This is a genomic window from Leptospira mayottensis 200901116 (genome assembly GCF_000306675.2).
Classification (GTDB): domain Bacteria; phylum Spirochaetota; class Leptospiria; order Leptospirales; family Leptospiraceae; genus Leptospira; species Leptospira mayottensis.
This window is the reverse complement of the sequence record NZ_CP024871.1, coordinates 2,571,603-2,594,553: the sequence shown is the minus strand read 5'-3', so window position 1 is coordinate 2,594,553 and position 22,951 is coordinate 2,571,603. Positions and strand designations below refer to the sequence as shown.

The following is a 22,951-nucleotide window of genomic DNA, read 5'->3' as shown; positions in this document are numbered from 1 at the left end:
CCCGAACACGATATCGTATCGACCCCAATTTAAAAAAACATGGGGCGAAAAAATTGTGGAGATTTTTACCGAAGATTAAAATCTGCAATGCCGATGAACTTTTTCAGCGCCATTCGCGGATTACCATTTTTGATCGATTATTCCGGTTTAAAAATTCCTAAACAAACAAGTATAACGGAAATTAGTTTGGATTTAGACGACTCGGTCTCTTTGAGAACGAAGGTTTTAGAAAATCCGGGAAACTCAAACAAACCAATAATTTATCTCCAACATGGAATGAGTTTTAAAGGAATTGATGACGAGAGAATTCTCGCGCTTGGAAATAATCTTGCAAATCGAGGATTTCGCGTTTATCTTCCGGAGCTTCCAGAAGTGAAAAACCTTTTGATTCGTATCGAAACGATCTCTAATATACGCGCCGTGTTTCTTCAGATTCACGCTTTGGAAAAACGTACCGTATCTTATCTATCCGCGAGTTTTTCGGCCGGAATGGGTTTTGTCGCGTTAGCAAATCAGGAATGTCAGAAGGTATTGACTTCTGCGTTTTTGATCGGTACGTTTTCGGATTTCAGAAAAACTTTACCGTTCGTATTGGAAAATTACGAGATCGAAAGTTATGCGGTAAATGTGATGATGTACAATTACATTCATCTAATTCGTTCCCGATCGAAAAATTTGGAGGAATATTTTTTTGAATCGGCTTTGGATAACGGACTTTCCAGAACGGGAGATACGATTCGGGGCCCGAAGATCTTTTCTAGTTTAGATGAAGGGGACAAAAATTTTATAGAAAAGTTTTTGAAAAATCCGGATTTTCGAAAGGAAGTTGCGCTTGAAATCAAAGCAATTGTCCCGGAAAGTTTTGCGAAAGAGACTTCTCCAGAGTTTTTTGCGGATCGTTTTTTCAGACCTTGCTTTTTACTACACGGAGACGACGATTCTGTTATTTCTTCTCAAGAGTCCAAGGATCTTAGGGATTTGATTTTAAAGAACAAAGATTCTTCCGTTTCTTTTTTGGAAACTGGTCTTTTGACTCATGGAGATCATCGTCCTTTTTATTCTCGTTTGAGTGAGATTTTTCCTATGGCGAAATTCTGGGGAGAATATTTTATTTCTGCGAACCGTTCTTTTTGAGCGTGGATTTTTTTAGAGCTTTACATTCCCCATAGTTGTCGAATTAAATTTCGGTTCTTTTGTTTTTTCCGAAAAATTTGTCTTCGGAAATGTCTAAACTTGGAACAGGATGTAGAAAAAATAGAAATCAACGTTTGTTGTTTTAAGTGGTGGTAAAATTCTTTTTTATTAAGACAAAATGGCGCCCCTTCTGGGCTTGAAAACCGTGGGTTAGATGCAAGCATATACCACAAAACAAGAAAACCAACAGAAGGAACGTAATGAAAAGAAAAATATATGTAGGAATGGATGTCCACAAAGAAACGATTAGAATTGCGTGTTTAACGAACAATACAAAGGAAATAGTAAAAGAACAGCAGATAAAACATAATGAGGTTCAGATCAAAAAGTTCGTCAATAAACTAAAATCAGAATGGAACGAGATACATAGTTGTTACGAGGCGGGAGTAACCGGTTATCCACTTTACAGATATCTAAAGTCTTTGGGAGTGAATTGTATCCTTGTAGCACCCGGAAAGATACCAAGACAAAGTTCGGATAAGATCAAAACCGATAAAAGAGATGCGATCAAATTAGCAAAATTATTACGAAGTGGAGAATTAGAATCGATTCATGTACCGAGTGAAGAGGACGAAGCGGTAAGGGATTATTTGAGATCCCGTGACAGCCTTCGTTTGGATTTAGGAAGGAATCGTCAGAGGTTGATGAAATTCTTATTAAGAAAGGGTATAACTTACTCAGCAACAAAGTATTGGACAGTCAGTCATAACAAATGGTTGAACAATCTACAGTTTAACAATGAGATCCTTCAAGAGACATTTAACGACTATTATAGTCGGGTAAGAGTTCAAGAAGAGAATTTAAAAGCGATGGATAAGAGAATACAAGAGATAGCGGAAAGTGAACCGTATCGAGAGAAAGTGGGAATATTAAGATGTTTCCGAGGAGTGGATTATCTAACCGCAATGTTTTTACTTTGTGAGGTTTGTGACTTCAAACGATTCAAAACAGCCGGTTCGTTCATGAGTTTTTTAGGACTTGTTCCGGGAGAATATTCCAGCGGTTCCAAAAGAAAACAAACAGGGATAACAAAAACTGGAAGTCCCAGACTTCGAAGGATTTTGACAGAAGCAGCTTGGCAACATCGTTTCCCTGGAACGGGAAGTAAGATTGTAACCGCACGTAGATCGGGACAACCTGCGTTAGTTGTTGCTTTGGCGGAAAAAGCATCTCTCAGATTACACAAGAAGTTTCGTAATCTACAGCAAAGAGGAAAAACTCCTCAGGTAATGATAACGGCAGTTTCAAGAGAGTTATCCGGATTTCTTTGGGCGGCGATGAATCTGGTTGCATAGAGTTAGAGTAATGTTTCATCCAATAATTGAATTCGTTAGAGAAGATGTACGATAAAGGAGGAATACTTGTTGGCTCAGTGTTGAAGCAAATTTGAATTTCAAATTTGACCTTCGTTTTAAGACTAAGAACAGCTCCCGATGTATAGATTATCCTGCGGTATCCAACCCGCGAATATCAGTCTGATCAATCGTCGCGAATGCTTTTCTCTAACGAGTTAAATTATTGGGTGATTAAAAAAAAATGCGAAAAAATATTTACGGCTCCGGATGGGGGCGCCATATCAGAGCCTGTCTTAAAAATCTTAGTTACAATGATTCAGTAAGTTCGTAATAAAATATAGAAGTTGCCACCAATTACGCCCCTTTGGTAGTCTACGAACGTTCGAGCATATTTTATAACTGTTAAGTTCTCGTCGAGGTTCCTATATTCTGAGGTTTTGAGAGAGGCGCTTATGATTTGTCGTGCTGTTAAGGCTTATTTTGAGCTTTGGGACACTCATGGCACGATTCACATCGTTATTTTGGTTATTTCAAAGGGCTGTAATGGTTTTTACAGTTTTGGTTCTCTTTGTGGTAGGAAATTGACAAATTAAAAGTAAAAAATAAGTTTTATTTCAAAGGGGTTTCTATATACTACATTTGAATTTCTTATCTCTCGGTTGAAACTAGGAAATAAGAACGGAATGAGTTTATGACTAAAGATTGAAATATCATGAATGCGAACAAGAAACCTATGAATACACCAACGCCAGAATCTCAAGTTTCTCCAATTTCCATTGATTCCGCGATAACTATCTCGATTTCCCCGGATCAACTTTCCGCAACAATGACAGTTCGGCCTTACAATCTGAAAGGAGAAACCGTATCTAAGGATAAACTTTGGAATATCATTCTTGATTGGGGAATCCACAAAGAAAGAATATTGACCGATGAGGTCCGAAGAGTTTTGACACTGCTTGAGGAAGTGGGCAAAAAAGGGGATTTCACTCCGATTAAAGTAGAAATCGCAAAAGGAATGGTTCCGATTCCGGGGGAAAACGGCTGGGTCCGCTTTTATCATCCTATGGCGAAACGAGTTAAACTGCTCGAAGATGGCAGGGCCGATTTCAGAAATATCGATCGTTATATCAATGTCAAAGTAGGGGAAAAGTTAGCTACGAAGTTTGAGGGAATTCCAGGAACTCCCGGCTTTGACGTATTTGGAAATATCATACCGGCGCCTGCGATTAAAAAACCAAAACTTGTGATCGGTAACAATATTGATGAAAAGGCGGGTTTTGAGGAAGGAAAAGAACTTCGGGAATATTTCGCCTCTTGTAACGGAGTGATCTTTGCTACGGAAGTATCAATTACTGTATCTCCCGAGCTTCAAATTGCCGGGAACGTGGGACTTTCCACCGGAAACATTCGTTTTGATGGAAACGTAATCGTTCGAGGAGATATAGAACCAGGTTCCGTTGTGGAATGTACTGGATCTCTTATCGTTTATGGAAGCTTAGAAAGCAATGAGGTGAAGGTTGGACAGGATTTGATCGTTCATGGGGGGATCAAAGGTTCTGGTGCGGAAATCATTCGAGTTACGGGAAGGATTCAGGCGAAGTTTATCGAAAATGCATATCTTGAAACGGAAGGGGATATCGTTATAGAAGGGGCAATTCTGAATTCTACGATTGATACTTTGGGTTCCATTGTTCTAAGCGGATCGAACGGAAACTTAGTTTCGAGTAAGGTCAGAACCAACGAAGGAATTTCCATTATTTCTTTGGGATCAAGTGCCGAATTAGACGTAACGGTGGAGCTTGGATTTCATTTTAAAAACGATCGCGCTTTTCAAGAGATCAGCAGGAAGATTCAGATGGGTGAGAAGGAGATGGAAAAGATTCTGCCTAAGATCCAACAGATCAAACATATGGTTCAACGTTCTCGAGGAAATCTTCCGGAAGACAAAAAGACCGCTTTTAAAACGATATTCGAAGATTATAATAAGAAATTAAAGATATTGAATCTTCTGAAATTCAAACAGGACAGTTTGAAAAGTGCGCGTTTTAATTCTGGCGCGGTAAGACTTGCTGTTCAAAAGGGTGCATTTCCCGGAGCGGTGATTCATTATAGAAGACAGGTCGAGAAGATCACAAAGTTCCAATCTTCTTTTATGATGGTATTCGAACCGGGACAGGAAAAAGCGATTATGGTCGCGTTGCATACAAAGTAGTTCTACAGAAATTTTTCGAAAAGAAAAGTATTTGAATAAGAGCCTGTCTTAAAAACCTTTCAAGAAATCAGTTACAATGATTCAGTAAGTTCGTAATAAAACATGGAAGTTCCCACAAATTACGTCCCTTTGGTAGCTTTCGAGCATGTTTTATAACCCCTAAGTTCTCGTCGAGGCTCCTAGATTACGAGGTTTTGAGACGGGTTCTAAGTAAAATTTCTTTTGTAGAATTTTCCTACAAAAACCTATTGGAAAAGCGAAAACGATTTCACGATACGGGAGACCTTTTTCGATTTCAATTGGTTTTTGCTCAAACCGAGATTACCTGTCTTATTCATAAACTAATGCGGATTCGATGTAAGAAAATCAGAGTCTGTCTCAAACGCGGGAGTTTTCATAGATTGTTTACGGAAAAATAAGTAGTTATCTACGTCGAACTCGCGTTAAGTTAATGTTTGCAAACAATAAATTAGATTTAACTAATGTATTTGTTCGTCGTTGTCGGATTTTATAAAAAGGTCTTTCTGAGATTTTTTTCCGTTACGGGAGAGACGATTCCTCTTTCGGTGATGATTCCCGTAATGAGGGAGGCGGGTGTTACATCGAAGGAGGGATTGAGGGCTTTTATTCCGTTGGGAGCGATTACACCTTCGTTTAACAAAGGTTTTCCTTCCGCGTCTTTCAAAAATCCGAACGAAGTGACTTCGTTTTCTTTTCTCATTTCAATAGGAATATGACTTCCGTCGGGAATTCTAAAATCCATACTTTTAGAGGTTGCAGCCACGTAAAAGGGAACTCCGTGGTGTTTGGCGATGATGGCTAAAGGATACGTTCCGATCTTATTAGCAGTGTCTCCGTTGGAAGCAATTCGATCCGCGCCTACGATGACTGCGTGAATCTTTCTGGAAGACATCACCCAACCGGCCATATTATCCGTGATAAGATATGATGGAATTCCTTCCTCTTTCAATTCCCAGGCGGTTAAGCGAGCTCCTTGAAGATAAGGCCTGGTTTCATCCGCAAAAACAGTGAGAGAATGTCCCGCGTCGCGAAGAGATCGTATAACACCTAACGCAGTCCCGTGTCCTGCAGTGGCGAGTGCACCCGTGTTACAGTGAGTAATGATATTTAAGGAAGAAGGAGACTTAGGAAAGAGTGAAAGAGCGTTTTTAGAAAGGGTTAAGTTATTCTCTAAATCTTCTTCGAGCATAAAGAGCGCAAATTCTTCCGCGCTCTTCTGCATCTTTTTTAAATTAGCGGAGGAATAGTCCGTTTCCGGAAAACGGGAAAAGAATTCTTCTATCACAAGCCTAAGGTTGACTGCGGTTGGTCTGGATTCTAAAAGTTCGTCGAGTTTTATTTTGAGTTCGCGGAAAGTTGGTTTGGAGGATAGGCCATTTAAATACAATGCGATTCCGAAGGCGCCGGTAATTGCAATTGCGGGAGCCCCCCGAACGACCATTTCTCGGATTGCAAAAATGCAGTCTTCCAATGTTTTTGCCGTTAAATAGGAAGTGGTTCCGGGCAGGGCTCTTTGGTCCAAAAGGATCAGTTCTTTGTTTGTCCAAAGAATAGGTTTTAATCCTGATTCCTGCATTTTTTTCTTCCCGACTCTAAAGGTTGAGGTCCGATTTTTCGATTTAAAGAATGTGATTGAAAAATCATTCTCCTTACTCCCGGAGAATGTAGGAAACCCGGGGCGGTTTTTTGCCCCGGCTTAGCCTGCTTGACTCTCTGACCACAATTCATATTCTATCCAATATGGCAAAAAGAAAATACCGAAACGGAATATCTCTTTTCGGTTATTCCATTTTTCATCCGATCAATCTGTTATTGATCGCGAACGTTTTTGTTTATATAGTTCAACTTCTTGCCGGTGGAACTGGAATTTTAGAATATTACTTTGCGTTAACTCCTTCAAGGGTTTTTCAGGGATACTACTGGCAGATTTTTTCGTACGGATTTTTACATGAGGCATACGGTATTCCTTTTGCACATTTGTTCTTCAATATGTACGTATTTGTGATGTTCGGAGGATTGATCTGTAAATACATTCCCGCTTGGAAATTTACAATTATCTACGTAGCGGCGATCTTAATGGGAGGAATTTCTGTCATACTCGCACCTGTGTTCGTTCAAATATTAGGAATTCATTATCCTATGGATCTCTTTCATACTACAACACTCGGCGCGAGTGGGGGAGTTACCGGAATTCTCGTTTTGTTTGGAATTTTATTTCCCGAAACGGAGGTGTTTCTTATCTTCTTTAGAATGAGAGCGCGTTATGCGGCTTGGATTTTTGTGGGAGGTGGTTTTATTGCGGATATCATTTCTGTGTATTATTTTCATTCTCCCTTTGTGGTAAGCAATTCCTGTCATTTGGGAGGAGCGATCGGTGCCACTCTTGCTGCTCCTTGGATTTTGAAAGACGGTTTCCTTAACTCCGGGAAAATTTTTCTTAAAAAAACGGCTCAAAAAAATTCTCCTTCGGAACCGAAGGCTTCCTCCTTGGAGGAGGATTTGGATTTTCAAACGAAAAAGAATCTGGAATTGCTAAACGAACTTGCGCAAAGTATCACCTATTCTGAGAAGAAAAATTTTTTGATTCCTTTGCAGCAAACGAACGTAAATTTATGTCCTCCGCCTACTTTCCAACCAAAAGACCCTTTTTGTCTACGCTGTGAATGGCTTCCAAATTGTGCTTTAAGAAAGTTAAAGACGGATCAAGAATCGGATTTCGGGAAAATTTGATTCCCTTGAAATCTATCATTTTACCTTTTGCAGGAATAGAAATTCGGTATTCTTTTGGAAGGAGAATTTTCTTTCGTGATTTTTAAAGTTTACTACAAAATTGGGAAGGATAACTTGATGAATGTAGGAAAAAGTAATCTTTCTGAATTTGTCTCGTTCAAACTTAAAGTGTTTCCTTTCAGATAATTTTTCTCGGACGGTTGTCAGGATAATTTAATTAGGAATGTGTTTTTAACACGGTCGGAGTGCAATTTTCAAGATCCTTCATCGATTTTGAAGCCTTTTTTCGAGCTCCAATCGAAAGAAAATTTTTTTCCTGGAAAATTCGTCTTATAAGCTATTAGTGGTAGAGAGAGAACCATATTTTCCGATAAGATAATTAGATTATAGGTGTGATTGTGACTCAGAATAAGAAAAGCGCTTTATTCGATATTTTAAAACGCGAAAAGCTTGAGAAGATGATGAAAAAGGATCCTTCTGCCAAGTCTTCTGTTCCCAACGAAAAGGCTTTCGAGAACGTTTCCGAAAAATCCTCTACGGACAAAAAAGAGGTTCAAGGATCGAAGATTTATAAGGCCATAGACGAGGTCAAACTGGATATTCGATATTACTTTTTAGAGGACGAGTATAAGGAAAAAATAGCCACGATTTATATCAAAAATGAGGTTCAATTAGATAAGCTCGGAGTCGATCCGAAAAAATATTTGGATTATGCGAGAGAAAGTTTTGATCGATACAAACAACTTAATAAAAAAATGCCTCTGGAACCGATGAATAAAAAGTCTTGGGATCATGTTGAGAGGAGCTTAAACGAATTGATTTCCAAACTTCTGGAGAAATTTGTTAAGTAAATAATAAACCTAAAATTGGATCTTGATTGGTGTATAACTCGGTAAGAGGTTCGAGTGTAAGAAATTGTTTTTTAACTTCATCCGAAAATGGAATATAAAAAAAGCCGCATATAAATTGCGGCTTTTTTATTTTTACGAAATTCGATTCGAAATCAGTTGAAAAATCTTTTATTTGCCTCTTCAGGGACGGAAATTCCGGTAAGTTTTGCCTTTTGAAGAATTTCCCAAAAATATCTGTAAGTCGCACGGTCGTGAAGATCTCCCGCATATTGAATTGGTCCCCATTCCGCATTTTGTGCTTGGATGAGGATTTCAGCAGCGGTTTGAACCTCGCTGTAATCCGGAGCCATTGCATCAAGGATCGCCTGGATCTGAGTCGGATAGATCGACCACATTCTTAAAAAGCCGAAATCATCATGAGCGCGTTTTGCGTCTTTGTACGTTTGGTATTGATTTTTAAGATCAAGAGTCACGTTGTGAGCAGGAATCACTCCATTTGCAAGAGCCGCCGCGACTAGGTTCGCTTTTCCTCTCCTCAAAAGTTCGTGTTCAAATTGCCCAGGGCTTTTCATACAAGAAGCTGGAATTGCTCCGTGGTGTCCGGAGATAAAGTCCATTAAACCAAAGTCAAGAACCTGTAGCCAAGGAAGAGCCGCGATTTTTTCGACTTCTTGAAGGGCGCCGTTGGTTTCGATCAATACGTGAATCGGAATTTCCCTTTTGATTCCCGCCTTCTGAACGGACTTTTGAATGTAAGTGATCATTTCCTCTACCTGAGCCGCGCGGGTCGGTTTTGGAATGGTGATGTATGCGATTTTTTCTCCCGCGCCCGGAACGATGATGTCTACATCTTGTTTCCAGAATGCGTTTGTATAGTCGTGGATTCTGACGCCGCTCATTTTGTGTTTGTTGAGTTCGCTATTTTGAAGACGGACAATCAGTTCCGCGTGTTCTTTTTCTTTTCCGGTTTGTGCTCCGTCTTCGCAGTCCATCGTGATGTCGAAAAGACCGCCGAGTTTATTTTGGAGTTCGAGCGCTTTTGTAATCAGCTTTTCGGAACCTGCAAAGTGTTCACAAGCAGGAATGATAGGGAAAGGCTTTTCTCCTTCGAAGAGCGCCTCTCTTGGATGAGTCAATTTAGACATAGAGATACCTTTAATTCTGGTTTCGAGCCTGCAAGTGAGGGTGAAAAGGCTCTAAATACAGGTTTCGAAAGTGCGGGCCTCTGTAAACCGATTTTCCGAAGTATCAAGTTTCCAGGAGTTTGAGAATGACTGCCTTCTGGGCATCCAAACGATTTTCCGCTTGTTGAAAGATGATGGATCTTTGACTTAAAACGACTTCTCTTGTGATTTCATAACCCGCATGGATTGGCATATCGTGCATTACTTTCGCGTTCGTTTTTTCCATCAAAGAAGAATTGATTTGATATGGCATCATCAACTCCATTCTTTGTTCTTTCTTATCCACGTAAGAAGGATCGTTGAAAAATTCCATGTCGAGCCAAGTGTCCGTGTAGACGTAGTCCGCATCTTTTACCGACTTTTCCAGATTTTGTTCCCAAGTAAGAGTTCCTTTCGACTTGGCTCTTTCCACAGTCTGGGGATGAATATTTTCTTTGATAGGCGTTACGAGAGTGAGATGGATTCCGAGCGCGGAAGTGATTCCTATGAGGGAGTTAACCACATTGTTATGAACTCCGACGTAAGTCAGTTTCGTTTGGTCGAGGGGACGTTCCGGGTCGTCGAGCGCGATCGTCATGATATCCGCGAGAGATTGACAAGGATGAAACATGTTATCGCATCCGTTGATGACCGGAACTTGAGAGCCGTTTTTCATTGAAAGAAGATCCTCATGTTTTTTCAAACGGGCCATGATGACGGAAACGTTTCTGGAAAGATATCTTGCTTCTAGGTCGATATCGGAAAGTTGAAAGTTAGACGCCATCCAATCCAGGTAAATTCCGTGCCCTCCCATTTCGGTCATGGCGACTTCGAAAGAAACCCTGGTTCTTGTGGAGGTTTTCTGAAAGAGCATGGCGAGGGATCGGCCGCTTAGATGGCCTGCATAGTTGACTCGATTTTTCTTTACATGGATTGCAAAGTTTAGCAGATCAAGGATTTCGGAATCCGACCAATCTTCCCAGGAAATCAAGTGTTTTATGTTACTTTCAGACATACTGATTTATGTACAAAAAACAAAATCGGAGTCGTTTCGTAAATGAAAAAGACCAAAAAATAAGGTAAACGCCGACTCTTAGAGAGGCGTTTGTTTGAGTTGACCACACTGATTCTCTATAGAAGCGTTTGCTTCGTTACTTCAAAAACCCAATACTTATCACTCTCTAAGCTCGGAGGCCTCTTGAGATACAGATCTTATAAGCAGTAACAAATACGGAAAGAAAAGAAAATTCCGGTCAAGACGCGAGTTCTAAAGCGATAAGAATATCCGGGAAGCGCGTCTTCTGATGAAATTGGATTTCAAGTATAAACCCTCTTTCGAAAGGATCGCTGAATCCGTCTATTTGTAGTTTCAAATCTTGGAGATCTCTTGAGGGGTTAAGGGGAATTTTTTCCATCTGTTTACCTGCCTTGTATTGATGCAAAGAATATAGCGGATCTCTGTTACATTCTATTTACTCGAACAATACGAATGGATAAAAGCGGGAGTTGTGGGAACTTCCACAAAATTAGGGTGGGAATTTTCCTTGAAGAAAACTCAATTTTTTATAGAGAAAAATTCGCCAAGGTTTCTCACATGGGTGGGATCGAATCGTTTTACGAAAGATGTGGGAATTCCCACAAGGATCGCTTCGTTTTAATTGCTGACAGTCGACTTTGTAAAGAAAATCTGGAAAGACGCGGGGCAAAGTAATGAGCGAGACAGTAGAACAAAATCAATCCATCGAAGAGGAAACTCGAAGAAGGAGGACATTTGCAATCATCGCTCACCCGGATGCAGGAAAAACGACCCTTACAGAAAAACTTCTTCTATATGGAGGTGCAATCCAACTCGCAGGAGCTGTTAAGGCTCGTAAGAATCGGAAAGCCGCTACCTCCGATTGGATGGAGATGGAAAAAGAAAAAGGGATTTCTATCACCTCCGCCGCACTTCAGTTCGAATACAACGGACATGTTCTCAATCTATTGGATACTCCAGGTCACGAAGATTTTTCGGAGGATACATATCGCACTTTGATCGCAGCAGATACCGCGGTGATGGTGCTCGACGCTGGAAAGGGGGTCGAGCCTCAGACGATCAAGTTATTCAAAGTTTGTAGAGATCGTGGAATTCCAATTGTAACTTTCATTAACAAGATGGACAGACCTACGAAAAATCTTTTCGTTCTTCTGGATGAGATTGAAAAGGTTCTTGGCATTTCCGCCGTGCCTATGGTGTGGCCGATCGGAACCGGTGTGGATTTCAGCGGAGTTTATTCCCGCAAAGATAAGAAAATTCTAACATATGATAAGACTCCCGGAGGAAGTCAAAAATCTTCCTTTCAAACCTCGGGTGTAAATGATCCAGAACTGGATTCAAGATTCGAAGACTGGGTTATCAAATCTTTTCGGGAGGAATTGGAACTTGTAGAAGGTGGAATTTCGGAATTCAATCAAAAGGATTTTTTGGATTCTAAAATTACTCCCGTTTTCTTCGGCTCCGCCGTGAACAACTTCGGAATTCAATTATTCTTAGATGAGTTCATTAAAATTGCTCCCCCGCCGTTATTTTTTCCGTTAAAAGACGGATCTCGTTTGGATCCGATCCATACTCCGTTTAGCGGGTTTATCTTTAAGGTACAGGCGAACATGAATCGTCAGCACCGAGATAGAATTGCGTTTTTAAGAGTGACTTCCGGTAAGTTTGAAAGAGGACTGAACGTGCTTCATGGAAGATTGGGAAAGTCTGTGAAACTTTCCTCTTCTTTTGCTTTTTTCGGTCAAGATAGAAATACGGTCGATGAGGCGTACCCGGGGGATATCATCGGTCTCGTAAATCCGGGAACCTATGCGATCGGAGATATAGTCGCTTCTTCTAAGGTTCCTGATTTAAAATCTCTTCCCGTATTTGCGCCCGAACTTTTTGCAACGATTTCGTCCACCGATACGGCGAGTATGAAAAGCTTTCGAAAAGGAATCGAACAACTTGCCGAAGAAGGAATCCTTCATTTGTTTTCTTCTCAGACGATCGGTGGAGGTCTACCCATTATCGGCGCTATGGGGCAACTTCAGTTCGAAGTATTTCGAAGAAGACTCTTGGACGAATACAACGCCCCTTCTACGATCACCGTTCTTCCTTATATAATCTCTTGTTGGATCGGCCGGGAAGACTTGGCAAAGGTTCCTTCTTCGGCCAATCTGGTCACCGATCGGGGAGGTAGGGCCGCTCTTCTCTTCGATACGGAATGGGATAAGGGGTATTTTCAGAAGAAAAATCCTGAAATAACTCTTTTAGATTATCCTCCGACTGTATAACGAAATTTTCGAACGGTGAAAAAAGTTTTTAAGATAGTAAGAATTCAATTTTTTTTGAAGTCTTAGATATTGTATTTGCACCAGATGTCTTTGAGGCGAAGATACTTTTAGAAGTCCTTCGCCTATTTTTTACCGGGTTTTTATTTCCGTTTTTCTAATATTTGGATACTTTCATTTCGCTTAGGATTGTAGGTAAATGAAAGATCAAGTTTCTTCTGGCGTTCGTAGCCAGGTTATCTTCTCCGCTTGTTGCATTTGGTCTTCTGCCGTATCCAATTGAGGAGAGAAAACGTTGTCCGCAGAGGTAGATCCCAGAAAAGTATCTTAGAAACGTCTCCTCTTTCCGTAAAAGCGACGCCTTCTGTGCCAGGGAACACGGAAGGCAGCGGGTTTGTTCAGAATCAAATCCACGTAACAGTACACGTTTTCGAAAAGATCAGTCGGATTAAAATAATACCTGAATGTCCTGATGACCAATCCGATTCGATCGTAGTTGTTTTTTTCATTCTGTGGGATTTGGTTTATCCGAAGATCTGTCTTCATTGTGCCGCTTGAGTCCCGTTATACTTATTTTGGTAAATGCAGTACATACTCCGCCGTCCCGTTCGGACCTGAAAAAAGCGCGGCCATCAACAACAGTTCGTTATTGTCCGTCTTTTTCTTTTTTACAATTTGTAACCAAGAATAATGCCGTAATTGCGAAAACCGTAATCGTCAACCTTTCTCTCTGCAATTGGTTTTTATTTTGTTTCATCGTGTAAACCTTCAATGAAATTCAGAAGAAATATAGAGAGACTCGAACGAGAGTGAGACATGTAATATTGGAAAAAACTGAGTTTTATGACCGGTAGGTTATTTTTTTAGTTTTACTTCAAAAGTTTTTTACCGGTTTTCAAGATGTTGTTATACGGCGTAATGAGTTATTTTGAAAAAATGGTAGAAAATTACTCAAGAATGGATTTCAAAAGATAAAGAGCAGCTTTTCGAGAGTAAATGAATGGTTTTTGAGATGGCTTTAAAGAAAAAAGAGAAACTACATCGAAAGTATTGTTTTAAAATTTTCTCAAGGTTTAGAGAGGTTTTACACGAAAGGATAAAAACTTGAAATTCAACTTGATACGAATTACAATTTTGGAATTGTAAATGAATTTTTAGAACGGTATAATTTCGGAAAAGATCAGTTTTTTAGGAAAATATGATTTTAAAAAAATTCCAACGCATTTACGCGCAAGAGTCGTTTATCTTAAGAGTGAGAGCTTTATACTTACTTTTTTTTAATGCGGCAGTTTTTACTTTTGCTAGTTTAACATTTACTTTTTTTTTCTATGAGAATGAAAAAACTTACCGTCCTAGCTTTATACTATTCATATCCGCATCGTTCGTTGCAATTTTGTTGCTCTGGCTAGGACAATATAAAAAAGCGTTGGTTATTACGCTGTTTTCGGTGGCGATAGGGGTTGCTTGGGCGTTACTTTTCGGAAATCCTGTCGGAAACGTCCTGCCTAGTCTTTCCATTCTTGTCCTCTTATTTTTGTTATTCACAAATATTCGAACGACGATTTATGTTTCTTTATATTCGCTTGTTTTAATGTGTTTGTTTTTATACAAGCTCAAATTGAGAAATGCGTTAAACGGTGTTTTTGTTGTAGACTCCGTATTGGGTTTCTTTCTTTTTACGATTCTTGCCTTTTTAACGGTCAATCTTTTGAATTCTTACATTAAGGAAAAAGACGAATTGATCAAGGAAATCCATCACAGGGTGAGGAATAATCTTCAAGTTCTGAGCGGACTTGCGGATCTTCATAGAGACGACAAATCGGATTTGCAAAGAGTATTATTCGAATTCCAGAATCGAATTCTCGCGATGTCGGAAGTGCATAATTATATGTACAAAACGGATAATTATCATAGTATAGAATTTGCAAATGTGATCGAAAGAATCATAGAAAATCTGAAAAATAAACATAAGGAATTAAAAGTAGTCATCCGTAATTATTCGGAAAAAATCGATCTACCGATTGAAACGGCAATTCCTTGTGCGATGATCTTCAACGAACTTTTGAACAATTCATTGACGCACGCTTTTAAGGAATCGCAGGATCCGAACATAGAGATTCGTTTTTCTAAAAACGGAGAAAATTACAAATTAATCATAAAGGATAATGGAGTGGGAATGGCAACCCCGGTTGATTTGAAAAAACCGAATACGACGGGGTTTACTTTGATTCATATTCTTTCCAAACAAATTCGAGCCAATTTTGAACTTTTTAACGATCGTGGTTTGGTCGCCGTTTTAGAATTTTGATCTGGTTTTGGATAATTTTCAAAGTATAGATATACGTTTCAAAATCTCATCCAAGTGTTGATTTGAATTTTCGAGGCAATGGTCGAACATAAAATTTTGCAAGCGCTTCGGGTGTAGATAGAATATACAAACGATCATTCGTTTTGTATTCAAAGCGATTGGGTGGTGGAACGTTAGATATATCTTAAATCTTAAAAGCCTGATTATAGGACCTAATAAAAGAATTCTATAAATTGATATACGTTTATTCAGAAACTATATTTGTTTTTATTAGAATTGTGTTGACAAATTTGTAATTTTATTTTATACTCCGCCCCCTTGATAAGGAAAAAAATGAAACAAATCTTCAGTATTTGGATTATCGTCTTACTATGATTAGACGGATGCGCGGAACAAGGCAACGGGGGAAAAGAAGTTTCCACTTTGCTTACGTTACTTTCTGGTAAGATTTCGTTGGATCTTACAAATAATCTTCAGAGGATCGTCTGCGATTGTGTTTTCTGGTACTACGTATTACGTCGACGCTTTGGGAGTGATTCCAATTCCGGAATTGTACCTTCTCTTCCTTTTAAGACCATCACAAAGGCCGCGTCTTTAGCGGTAAATGCGGACGTATCTTGGTCGCGGCGGGAACGTATAATGCGACATGAGGCGAAGTATTTCCGATTAAAATTGCAGATGGTGTAACGATACTCGTCGACGAACAAAGTAAAGGGAACGCTGAGGGATATATTCAATAACAACTCTTATGGAGTTTATACGTTCGATTCTAGATTGGATTTAGGCGGTGATACTATGGGAAGTGTCGGACGAAATTGGCTCTATTGCAATACAATGTATGATATGGTTGTAAATCCGAATTTAGTCGGAAACAATTGGTTACCCGATTTGTATGCAAATAACAATACTTGGGGTCATAAGCCTCCTACGGTTGAAACCTCCAATTTTACAGTGTCTGCAGACATTTATAACGATAATAGTTTGACCAATGTTCATTTGGATAACTCCTATCTGGTAGCTCCGTCATTGTGCACGCCTTAAGGTTTTTGTTTGTTCATTGCCTCACATTTTTATGTGAGTTGTAAGATTTATTTTTGAAATCCCGACTGCATTCGCTCGTCTTTTGCAGTCGGGTTTTTCGTTTGAACGATTTTCGTAATGTTATATGATCTGGATTTTTTTTACTTACTTAAAACTCTATGGGGATAAAAGCAGATAGAAGCTCAAACGAACTGAATATGTGTCACAAGCCCAACTTTATAGATTTGAATTGGATATTTTTAGCGGATTAGATGGTATATTGTAACTGATTTCTTAAATCGGACTTGGTTTTTATGAATAAGGTTTTAAAAACTTTCGTTTTGGCGATTGTGAACTATCTCAAAAATACTTTATCTTTGTTTCAATGTTGATCCCAAATATTTTAAAATGTTTTTGAGATGGCTTCTCATTCCATCCGGCCTTTCGAAGTCCCCGCCTGTTTTTTGTATTTTCCTTGCACACGCTTTTTCTCAGAAGATGGATCGTAAATCTCAATTGGTTTGCTCGTCGTCGAATCCCATATTCGACGGAAAACATTTGCGCTGAATCTATTTTTGAAAGAAGCTATCGGTTTTATGGGAATCTTTAAGAATGAAACTTCAGAATAGAGGTTGGCGCTTTTTTAAAAATGAAGGATTTTTCGAAAAATTCGGTCTATGATGGATTGGGCGAGAGGATTTATGTTCTTAAAAAGAATTCAAAAAATGTATGCGGAGGAGAATTTTCTCGTTCGAGTACGGGCTGTCTATCTGTTTATCTTCAACACGATCGCGTTCGTATTTGCCGGAATCACGTTTTCAGTCTTCGTCTACGAAGGAGAACTCACGTATCGTCCGAGTTTTGTTCTTCTAATCACCGCCTCTGGAATTTCAATCGCTCTTATCCTTTCCGGACGTTTCTGGTGGGCCATTTTGATAACTCTGGCTTCTGTTCTACTCGGAATCACTCTCGGAATTTTTTTTGGAGACCTGGAAGGAAATCATGTATTGAGCCTACCGATACTCGTCATCATATTTCTTCTTTTTACGAACATACGGACGACCATATTCGTTTCATTATATTCTTTTTTTCTAATGTATATTTTTCTTTACAGAATGTACGGGAACGGGGGATTGAAGACGAGTTTCGCCGTGGATTCCGTCTTGGGTTTTTTGTTTTTTACGCTGATGTCCGTTTTGACGGTCAATCTTTTGAATTTGTATATCAAGGAAAAGGACGAGCTGATCAAGGAAATTCATCACAGGGTGAGAAATAATCTACAGGTATTATGCGGACTTGCGGATCTGCATAAAAACGATTGGTCGGATTCGAAAAAGGTTTTGTTCGAGTTTCAGAACCGAATTCTTGCGATGTCCGAAGTGCATAACTATTTGTACAAATCGGACAACTATCATAAGATAGAATTTTCCGAAGTCATTGCAAGAATCGTGGAGAATCTAAAGAACAAACACAAGGATTCCAAGGTGAACGTTCTAAATCATTCCGAACAAATTGAACTTCCGATTGAAATTGCGATTCCTTGCGCGATGATCTTCAACGAGCTTTTGAACAATTCCTTTACGCACGCGTTCAAAGAAGCGAAGGAGCCGAATATCGAGATTTTTTTTTCGAAAACAAGCAAAAACTATAACTTGACCATTAAGGACAACGGAACCGGAATTCCTTTGCCCATAGATATGAGAAAGCAGAAGACGACAGGGTTTACGTTAGTTCATATCTTAACCAAACAAATTCGCGCCAACATAAAATTTTTCAACGACAACGGACTCGTCGCCGTCCTGGAATTTTGATCTTTATTTCTTAACGAAAAAAAATGAATCGGTTTCGGAATTTGAAACAGATCTTCAAAGTGTATATTCTAAATTTTTAATTGTGTTTCTCTTGGAAATCGGCGCGTTTTTACGGATGATTCTGATCGCGATTGGGTTTGATTGAAGGATTGTTTTTTGAGATAGAAATCCCGAAGGTTTGTTCTATCCTTTCCGGAGGGAAATAAAGGAAGGAGTGCCGCGATCGAAAATTAAAAAAGCCGCAAGTGATTGCGGCTTTTTTAATTTAGAAAATTCTAAAGTAGAATTGGTTGTTAGATGTTGTCTGCGACCAATTCTGCAATGTCTTTTACCTTTACTTCTTCGATCTTTCCTTCGTGTTTTACGCCGTCGGTAATCATGGTTACGCAGAACGGACAAGCGGTTGCGATTGTGGTCGCGCCGGTGTCGAGAAGTTGTTTGGTTCGTTTAATGTTTACTCTGTCGTTGTTTTGTTCTTCCATCCACATCTGAGCCCCGCCTGCGCCGCAGCAGAGACCTTTCGTATGGTGATCGGAAGGTTCCGCGAGTTTACCGCCGGAAACTTTTTTCACCACGTCTCTCGGATTTTCGTAGTTGTCGTTGTAACGTCCGATGTAGCAGGAATCGTGATACGTGTATTTACCGGAAGAAGCGTCTTCCGCAGTTTTCACGTCGAGTTTTTTCTCTTTCACGAGATCGTTAATGAATTCGGAGTGGTGAACCACTTCGAAATTTCCACCGAACTGAGGATATTCGTTTTTGATTGTGTTGTAACAATGGGGACAAGCAGTTACTACTTTTTTCACATTGTATCCGTTCATCGTATCCACGTTCGCTTGTGCGAGAGTTTGATAAAGATACTCGTTACCGCCTCGTCTCGCGGAGTCGCCGGAGCAGTTTTCTTCGGTTCCGAGGATTCCGAATTTCACGTCCGCCTTTTGAAGAATTTTAACGAAAGATTTCGCGATACTCTTGTTTCTATCGTCGAAAGCGCCCGCACATCCTACCCAATAGAGAATATCTACGTTGGAATCTTCCGCCATGGTTTTGACGCCTAGACCTTCCGCCCAATCCGCTCTTGTGTGAGCTCCCACGCCCCAAGGGTTCGAATTGTTTTCCATATTCACAAAAGCGTTTTGGAGTTCTACAGGAAACTTGGATTCCGCAAGAACCAAATGTCTTCTCATTTCCATGATCGCATTGACTTGATTGTTTCCGACAGGGCAGGCCTCCACACAAGCGTAGCAAGTAGTGCAACCCCAGAGAGCTTCTTCGGAAAGACCTTCATAGTTGTTGATCACTCCTGTATCCAAAGCGGCGATTTTTTCAGCCGCAATAGTCGCATCGGTTTCTTCGGCTCTGATTTTTGCAACTTCCGGCATCTTGTCCAAAAGCGCGTGTTTGAGATCTGCGATGATTGCTTTCGGGTTCAGAACTTTTCCGGTTCTATTAGCGGGACATTGAACTTGACAACGACCACATTCGATACAAGACATTCCGTCCAGAAGATTAGGCCAAGGAAAGTCTTCTACACGGTTCACACCCCAGACTACATTCTCATCTTCTAAATTAAGTTTAGAAAGAGCTCCTTTCGGAGTATCGGATTGGAGAAAATAATTAAATGGTGCAAAGATTAGGTGGGCGTGTTTGGAAGTAGGAACGTAAAGCATAAAGGAAAACACAGAAAGAATATGGATCCACCACATGATCTGAACGACTACGTCCGCAGAGGAATATTCTATGCCGATCGATTTCCAGATTGCGCCGACCCCCGCCGCAATCAAAGAAGCGTTTTCGGTTGGACTATCGTAAACTGCTCCGACTGCTTTTGCCCCTTCTCCTAAAAGAGTGGAGATCATCAAAAGAGAGATCATTCCGATTACGATCGCGGAAGCGGGAGAATGAACGTCCAGCCCTTTCGCTTTTTGAATCCATCGTCTCCAAGCGAAAAAGCCGAGACCGATTAAAACGAGGATGGAAACGACTTGGACGATGGACTCGTAGGCATGTCCCGTGCTTTCTCCGAATAAAAAACCGATCAGGGAGAATTTATAAGGATCATCCATTCCGTATCCGATGATACCTGCGATCATCTGACTCGTAGTGTGAATGGTATACACGACGAAACCGTAAAAGATAAACGCGTGCATGATTCCTCGAAGAGGCTCTTTGAAATTCTTTTTTTGAAGAATTACGTTTTGAATAAAGCTGTTGATTCGGAAAATCCAGTTCGGGTTTTCCAAAAAGTTTTCCGTTCCCGCGGCTTTTCTCGCGCTGAAAATCAATCTCAGACGGTAGAGGATTGCACGGATAAAAACTACATTCGCGATTACGAATAGGACTGTGAAAATCAGATGAAAGGCGATTTGTGAAATTGCCATATGAATGAGTTACCCTTTCTTGTGAATTGGTGAATGATTTACAGCGTAGGAATCGAGAACCTACTTGTCGAGGAATTTTCAAAGCAGAGTATTAGAGCTAAGTTCCGGATTGAGTTTCAGTCTCGTTAAAGAATTTCGTTTCTAGAAGATGTTTCCAACTGCAAAAAAAAGTGAATGAAACGATAGGTCAATTGGTCGTCTATTATTTTGGTTCGAGCCATCTAAATTAAATCATTGCTTTTACTGATCTCTATTTACAAAGACGAAAAGTCGGATAAATTTTGGAGCATCGATATCACTGGAAATACATTTACTATAACTTATGGTAAAATAGGAGGGGCGGGGCAAACACAGACGAAGAAATTTAAAGACGAAACCGCGTGTTTGAAAGAAGCGCAAAAACTTTTCAACGAAAAACTCAAAAAAGGTTACTTGGCAAAAAAAGGCGCTAAAACGAATCAAAATAAGTCTTCTCAAAAGAATAAATCCGCAGAACGCATCCCTGACGCTAAAACTGCGGTTCCCAAGCAGGGAAAAAATGAATGGTGGAAATATCTATTCTGGATTTTGGACGAAAGGGATTCTGCAACTGAATCTAACATATATTCTCTTTCGGAAGACGGAGTTTTGTCCGCTTACACCTTCCGATGAAAAGTTGAGTCAAGGTACCGAAGTTAGGTTCGAGGGGTTGACTTCTTTAGCAGAGGTTCCGTTGGATAAAATGCTGGCTTTGGATACTTTGATAGTATAACTTGGGGAATCCTAAACTTTCTTCTTTGGACGGAATCAAACGAGCGTCTGGCTTGGCTGTATTGAATGTGGAGAGAAATCAAGACATCTTGGATCTTTGTCGAAACTTCTTAATTTGAAAGTTTTTAGCGGATCGAATAATTCAATCAAGGATCTGACTCCTCTTTCTCAGTGCAAAAATTTAAATGCGCTTTATCTCAATAAAAATAAAATCTCCGATGTTTCCCCGCTTTCTCCACTTTCAAAAATAGAAACTCTTTGGTTAGCCGACAATCCGATCCAGGATATTCTTCCTTTGGTCGGTTTAAAAAAATTAAAAGAATTGCAAGTGTCGTTGAAACTCCCCAAAGAAAATTTAGCGAAGTTTGAGAAATTATGCCCCGATGTGAAAATCTCGTTCTAAAGATCGGAATTGCAAAAATGTAGTTATTTCCACAAGTTCTAAAAATCGGGCTACTACGTTAATGTGGTTCATTTCTTTCGTAAAAACAAAATGTGGAAACTACTGATTCCCACACGATAAGGCGTAAATTTTGAAATAAATTCTCTTTTGGAACTGGACGTTCTGTTTAAGGGATTTTTAACTTTACAATTGTGGGGAATTTCAAATGTACTCCGCGGTTAGATTGAAATGAAAATCTAAAAAGAGGATGCAAATTCGGAATCGGTTCCTCTCAGATTTTGGAACAACCCATAAGGAGCAAATGTGGCAACCATTTTTTCACCACAACCTGCAGATCGGATTTTGGAAAAAGCTTTGGATGGGAATCGGATTGCTCCCGAGGAAGCTCTGACTCTTTATCGGGAAGGGGATTATCTCAAGATCATGGCTACGGCTCGTGCACTTCGGGAAAAAATTCTCCCTCGTACACATGCAAGTTATACGATGTTTCGAGTCGTGAATTATACAAATTACTGCAATGTAGAATGTAGTTTCTGTTCTTTTATGGATGAGATTGGAAACGGGAAAGGTTACGTTCTTTCTACGGAACAAATTTTGGAGAAAATGGACTATGCGGTCGGTGAAGGGGCTGATCAGATGTTTCTTCAGGGCGGGGTGTACCCGAATCTTTCGTTCGATTATTATTTGGATGTGATCGTTTCCGTGAAAAAAAAATATCCGGACATGCACATTCGCGCTTTTTCTCCGGTGGAAATCATCAATTTGGAAAAGATTACCGGGCTTTCACTTAAGGAAGTTCTTCGGATTCTAAAACAAGCGGGACTTGATTCTGTTCCGGGAGCCGGAGCGGAAATTTTAACCGATAGAATGAGAAACATCATCTCACCGAAAAAAGCGACTACGGAGGAATGGGTACGTGCGATGGAAACCTGCCATGAAGTGGGACTTCCCGGAAGCGCAAACATCGTATTCGGTTCCGAAGAAACTCAGGAAGAAGTCATAGAACATTTAAGCGTTGTACGAAATCTTCAGGATAGAACCGGGGGATTTTTATCTTTTATTCCTTGGACCTTTCAACCACAGACGAAACGATTCAAGGTCCGCGCGGTTGCAACTCAGGAATATCTAAAGGTACTGGGAATTTGCAGAATCTTTTTGGATAACATTTCACATATCGAAACTTCGGTGATGGTTCTCGGGAAAGGAGTTGGACAATTGGCTCTCACGAGTGGTGCAGACGATATATCCTCCGTGGTTATCGAGGAAAACGTTCTTCGGTCTTACGGACTCAAAACCGAAAAAGAAGCGATTAAGTTTTTGAAAGAAGGTGGATTTACACCGAAACGAAGAGATCTTTTCTATAACTATGATCGTTATGGAAACGAATTGACGCAGACCCTCTGATCGTTTGAACTTTTCCGAATGGAAAATGAGATCCGTTTTGGTACGAGGAGAGTCTTAAAAAGAAAATTTGCTTTTAAAAAATTGAAGAATGTCTTTAGG

Annotated in this window: 18 protein-coding genes and 2 pseudogenes; 13 read left to right on the top strand and 7 right to left on the bottom strand. The window is 40.0% G+C overall.

Annotated features, from left to right (window positions below; all coding sequences use genetic code 11):
- Window positions 1-87: 87 nt before the first annotated feature.
- The 4 genes and pseudogenes from LEP1GSC190_RS11735 (at window position 88) to LEP1GSC190_RS11720 (ending at window position 4,701) form a co-directional block, all read left to right on the top strand.
- Entirely contained in the window at window positions 88-1,134 is a 1,047-nt protein-coding gene (locus tag LEP1GSC190_RS11735) for an alpha/beta hydrolase (RefSeq protein ID WP_002762760.1), read from the top strand.
- 260 nt (window positions 1,135-1,394) lie between these two features.
- Window positions 1,395-2,489 (top strand): IS110 family RNA-guided transposase, encoded by a 1,095-nt coding sequence (locus LEP1GSC190_RS11730; RefSeq protein WP_002744987.1) that lies wholly within the window; start codon window positions 1,395-1,397, stop codon window positions 2,487-2,489.
- A 197-nt stretch (window positions 2,490-2,686) separates the two neighbouring features.
- Window positions 2,687-2,783, top strand: a pseudogene (locus LEP1GSC190_RS20805) (histidine kinase); the annotation flags it as partial.
- 418 nt (window positions 2,784-3,201) lie between these two features.
- Window positions 3,202-4,701, top strand: coding sequence for a DUF342 domain-containing protein (locus tag LEP1GSC190_RS11720; protein ID WP_004280182.1), 1,500 nt, complete (start codon window positions 3,202-3,204; stop codon window positions 4,699-4,701).
- A gap of 508 nt (window positions 4,702-5,209) precedes the next feature.
- Here LEP1GSC190_RS11720 and mtnA read toward each other — a convergent pair.
- Window positions 5,210-6,298 (bottom strand): S-methyl-5-thioribose-1-phosphate isomerase, encoded by a 1,089-nt coding sequence (gene mtnA, locus LEP1GSC190_RS11715; protein ID WP_002762735.1) that lies wholly within the window; start codon window positions 6,296-6,298, stop codon window positions 5,210-5,212.
- A 164-nt stretch (window positions 6,299-6,462) separates the two neighbouring features.
- Between mtnA and LEP1GSC190_RS11710 the strand changes: the two genes are divergently transcribed.
- Window positions 6,463-7,452 carry a rhomboid family intramembrane serine protease gene (locus LEP1GSC190_RS11710; RefSeq protein ID WP_002762748.1) on the top strand — a complete coding sequence of 330 codons (990 nt, stop codon included), beginning with the start codon at window positions 6,463-6,465 and terminating at the stop codon, window positions 7,450-7,452.
- 398 nt (window positions 7,453-7,850) lie between these two features.
- Complete coding sequence (locus LEP1GSC190_RS11705) at window positions 7,851-8,303, top strand: LIC11177 family protein (RefSeq protein ID WP_004279985.1); 453 nt, start codon at window positions 7,851-7,853, stop codon at window positions 8,301-8,303.
- A gap of 152 nt (window positions 8,304-8,455) precedes the next feature.
- On the opposite strand, the gene LEP1GSC190_RS11700 is transcribed toward LEP1GSC190_RS11705, so the two are convergent.
- The 3 genes from LEP1GSC190_RS11700 to LEP1GSC190_RS19820 all read right to left on the bottom strand — a co-directional run bounded on the left by LEP1GSC190_RS11700 (window position 8,456) and on the right by LEP1GSC190_RS19820 (window position 10,881).
- Window positions 8,456-9,448, bottom strand: coding sequence for an HpcH/HpaI aldolase/citrate lyase family protein (locus tag LEP1GSC190_RS11700; RefSeq protein WP_002762794.1), 993 nt, complete (start codon window positions 9,446-9,448; stop codon window positions 8,456-8,458).
- Window positions 9,449-9,551: 103 nt separating this feature from the next.
- Window positions 9,552-10,481: an ornithine carbamoyltransferase gene (locus LEP1GSC190_RS11695; RefSeq protein WP_036035984.1), complete on the bottom strand. Its 930-nt coding sequence runs from the start codon at window positions 10,479-10,481 to the stop codon at window positions 9,552-9,554.
- Between the two features lie 238 nt (window positions 10,482-10,719).
- Window positions 10,720-10,881: a hypothetical protein gene (locus tag LEP1GSC190_RS19820; RefSeq protein WP_002762764.1), complete on the bottom strand. Its 162-nt coding sequence runs from the start codon at window positions 10,879-10,881 to the stop codon at window positions 10,720-10,722.
- Between the two features lie 295 nt (window positions 10,882-11,176).
- Here LEP1GSC190_RS19820 and LEP1GSC190_RS11690 point away from each other — a divergent pair, with 295 nt between their 5' ends.
- Window positions 11,177-12,778 carry a peptide chain release factor 3 gene (locus LEP1GSC190_RS11690; RefSeq protein WP_002762739.1) on the top strand — a complete coding sequence of 534 codons (1,602 nt, stop codon included), beginning with the start codon at window positions 11,177-11,179 and terminating at the stop codon, window positions 12,776-12,778.
- Window positions 12,779-12,932: 154 nt separating this feature from the next.
- On the opposite strand, the pseudogene LEP1GSC190_RS21290 reads toward LEP1GSC190_RS11690, so the two are convergent.
- Window positions 12,933-13,110 (bottom strand): annotated as a pseudogene (locus LEP1GSC190_RS21290) (sigma factor sigX-regulated lipoprotein SrpA); the annotation flags it as partial.
- A 311-nt stretch (window positions 13,111-13,421) separates the two neighbouring features.
- Window positions 13,422-13,532 (bottom strand): G-protein coupled receptor, encoded by a 111-nt coding sequence (locus LEP1GSC190_RS21285; RefSeq protein WP_237578300.1) that lies wholly within the window; start codon window positions 13,530-13,532, stop codon window positions 13,422-13,424.
- 441 nt (window positions 13,533-13,973) lie between these two features.
- On the opposite strand from LEP1GSC190_RS21285, the gene LEP1GSC190_RS11680 reads away from it, so the two are divergent.
- The 3 genes from LEP1GSC190_RS11680 (at window position 13,974) to LEP1GSC190_RS11670 (ending at window position 17,914) form a co-directional block, all read left to right on the top strand.
- Entirely contained in the window at window positions 13,974-15,083 is a 1,110-nt protein-coding gene (locus LEP1GSC190_RS11680) for a sensor histidine kinase (RefSeq protein WP_036035978.1), read from the top strand.
- A gap of 720 nt (window positions 15,084-15,803) precedes the next feature.
- Window positions 15,804-16,124, top strand: coding sequence for a DUF1565 domain-containing protein (locus LEP1GSC190_RS19815; RefSeq protein WP_338034142.1), 321 nt, complete (start codon window positions 15,804-15,806; stop codon window positions 16,122-16,124).
- Window positions 16,125-16,780: 656 nt separating this feature from the next.
- Complete coding sequence (locus LEP1GSC190_RS11670) at window positions 16,781-17,914, top strand: sensor histidine kinase (RefSeq protein WP_002762754.1); 1,134 nt, start codon at window positions 16,781-16,783, stop codon at window positions 17,912-17,914.
- A 293-nt stretch (window positions 17,915-18,207) separates the two neighbouring features.
- Here the strand turns inward: LEP1GSC190_RS11670 and LEP1GSC190_RS11665 are convergent, their stop codons facing one another.
- On the bottom strand, window positions 18,208-20,295 hold the full coding sequence (locus LEP1GSC190_RS11665; protein ID WP_002762798.1) for a heterodisulfide reductase-related iron-sulfur binding cluster: 2,088 nt from the start codon (window positions 20,293-20,295) through the stop codon (window positions 18,208-18,210).
- A 234-nt stretch (window positions 20,296-20,529) separates the two neighbouring features.
- Here LEP1GSC190_RS11665 and LEP1GSC190_RS20310 point away from each other — a divergent pair, with 234 nt between their 5' ends.
- From LEP1GSC190_RS20310 to mqnC, 3 genes are all read left to right on the top strand, one after another.
- Window positions 20,530-20,946 carry a WGR domain-containing protein gene (locus LEP1GSC190_RS20310; RefSeq protein WP_004280034.1) on the top strand — a complete coding sequence of 139 codons (417 nt, stop codon included), beginning with the start codon at window positions 20,530-20,532 and terminating at the stop codon, window positions 20,944-20,946.
- Between the two features lie 214 nt (window positions 20,947-21,160).
- Window positions 21,161-21,448: a leucine-rich repeat domain-containing protein gene (locus tag LEP1GSC190_RS20305; RefSeq protein WP_004280532.1), complete on the top strand. Its 288-nt coding sequence runs from the start codon at window positions 21,161-21,163 to the stop codon at window positions 21,446-21,448.
- 303 nt (window positions 21,449-21,751) lie between these two features.
- On the top strand, window positions 21,752-22,852 hold the full coding sequence (gene mqnC / locus LEP1GSC190_RS11650; protein ID WP_004280381.1) for a cyclic dehypoxanthinyl futalosine synthase: 1,101 nt from the start codon (window positions 21,752-21,754) through the stop codon (window positions 22,850-22,852).
- Window positions 22,853-22,951 lie beyond the last annotated feature (99 nt).

Coding starts and splice junctions, on each gene's coding strand:
- mtnA (WP_002762735.1), bottom strand. CDS start 6,298: ATGCAGGAATCAGGATTAAAACCTATTCTTTGGACAAACAAAGAACTG.
- LEP1GSC190_RS11720 (WP_004280182.1), top strand. CDS start 3,202: ATGAATGCGAACAAGAAACCTATGAATACACCAACGCCAGAATCTCAA.
- LEP1GSC190_RS21285 (WP_237578300.1), bottom strand. CDS start 13,532: ATGAAACAAAATAAAAACCAATTGCAGAGAGAAAGGTTGACGATTACG.
- LEP1GSC190_RS11730 (WP_002744987.1), top strand. CDS start 1,395: ATGAAAAGAAAAATATATGTAGGAATGGATGTCCACAAAGAAACGATT.
- LEP1GSC190_RS11735 (WP_002762760.1), top strand. CDS start 88: ATGCCGATGAACTTTTTCAGCGCCATTCGCGGATTACCATTTTTGATC.
- LEP1GSC190_RS11670 (WP_002762754.1), top strand. CDS start 16,781: ATGATGGATTGGGCGAGAGGATTTATGTTCTTAAAAAGAATTCAAAAA.
- LEP1GSC190_RS11700 (WP_002762794.1), bottom strand. CDS start 9,448: ATGTCTAAATTGACTCATCCAAGAGAGGCGCTCTTCGAAGGAGAAAAG.
- LEP1GSC190_RS11710 (WP_002762748.1), top strand. CDS start 6,463: ATGGCAAAAAGAAAATACCGAAACGGAATATCTCTTTTCGGTTATTCC.
- LEP1GSC190_RS11665 (WP_002762798.1), bottom strand. CDS start 20,295: ATGGCAATTTCACAAATCGCCTTTCATCTGATTTTCACAGTCCTATTC.
- LEP1GSC190_RS11690 (WP_002762739.1), top strand. CDS start 11,177: ATGAGCGAGACAGTAGAACAAAATCAATCCATCGAAGAGGAAACTCGA.
- LEP1GSC190_RS11695 (WP_036035984.1), bottom strand. CDS start 10,481: ATGTCTGAAAGTAACATAAAACACTTGATTTCCTGGGAAGATTGGTCG.
- LEP1GSC190_RS19820 (WP_002762764.1), bottom strand. CDS start 10,881: ATGGAAAAAATTCCCCTTAACCCCTCAAGAGATCTCCAAGATTTGAAA.
- LEP1GSC190_RS11680 (WP_036035978.1), top strand. CDS start 13,974: ATGATTTTAAAAAAATTCCAACGCATTTACGCGCAAGAGTCGTTTATC.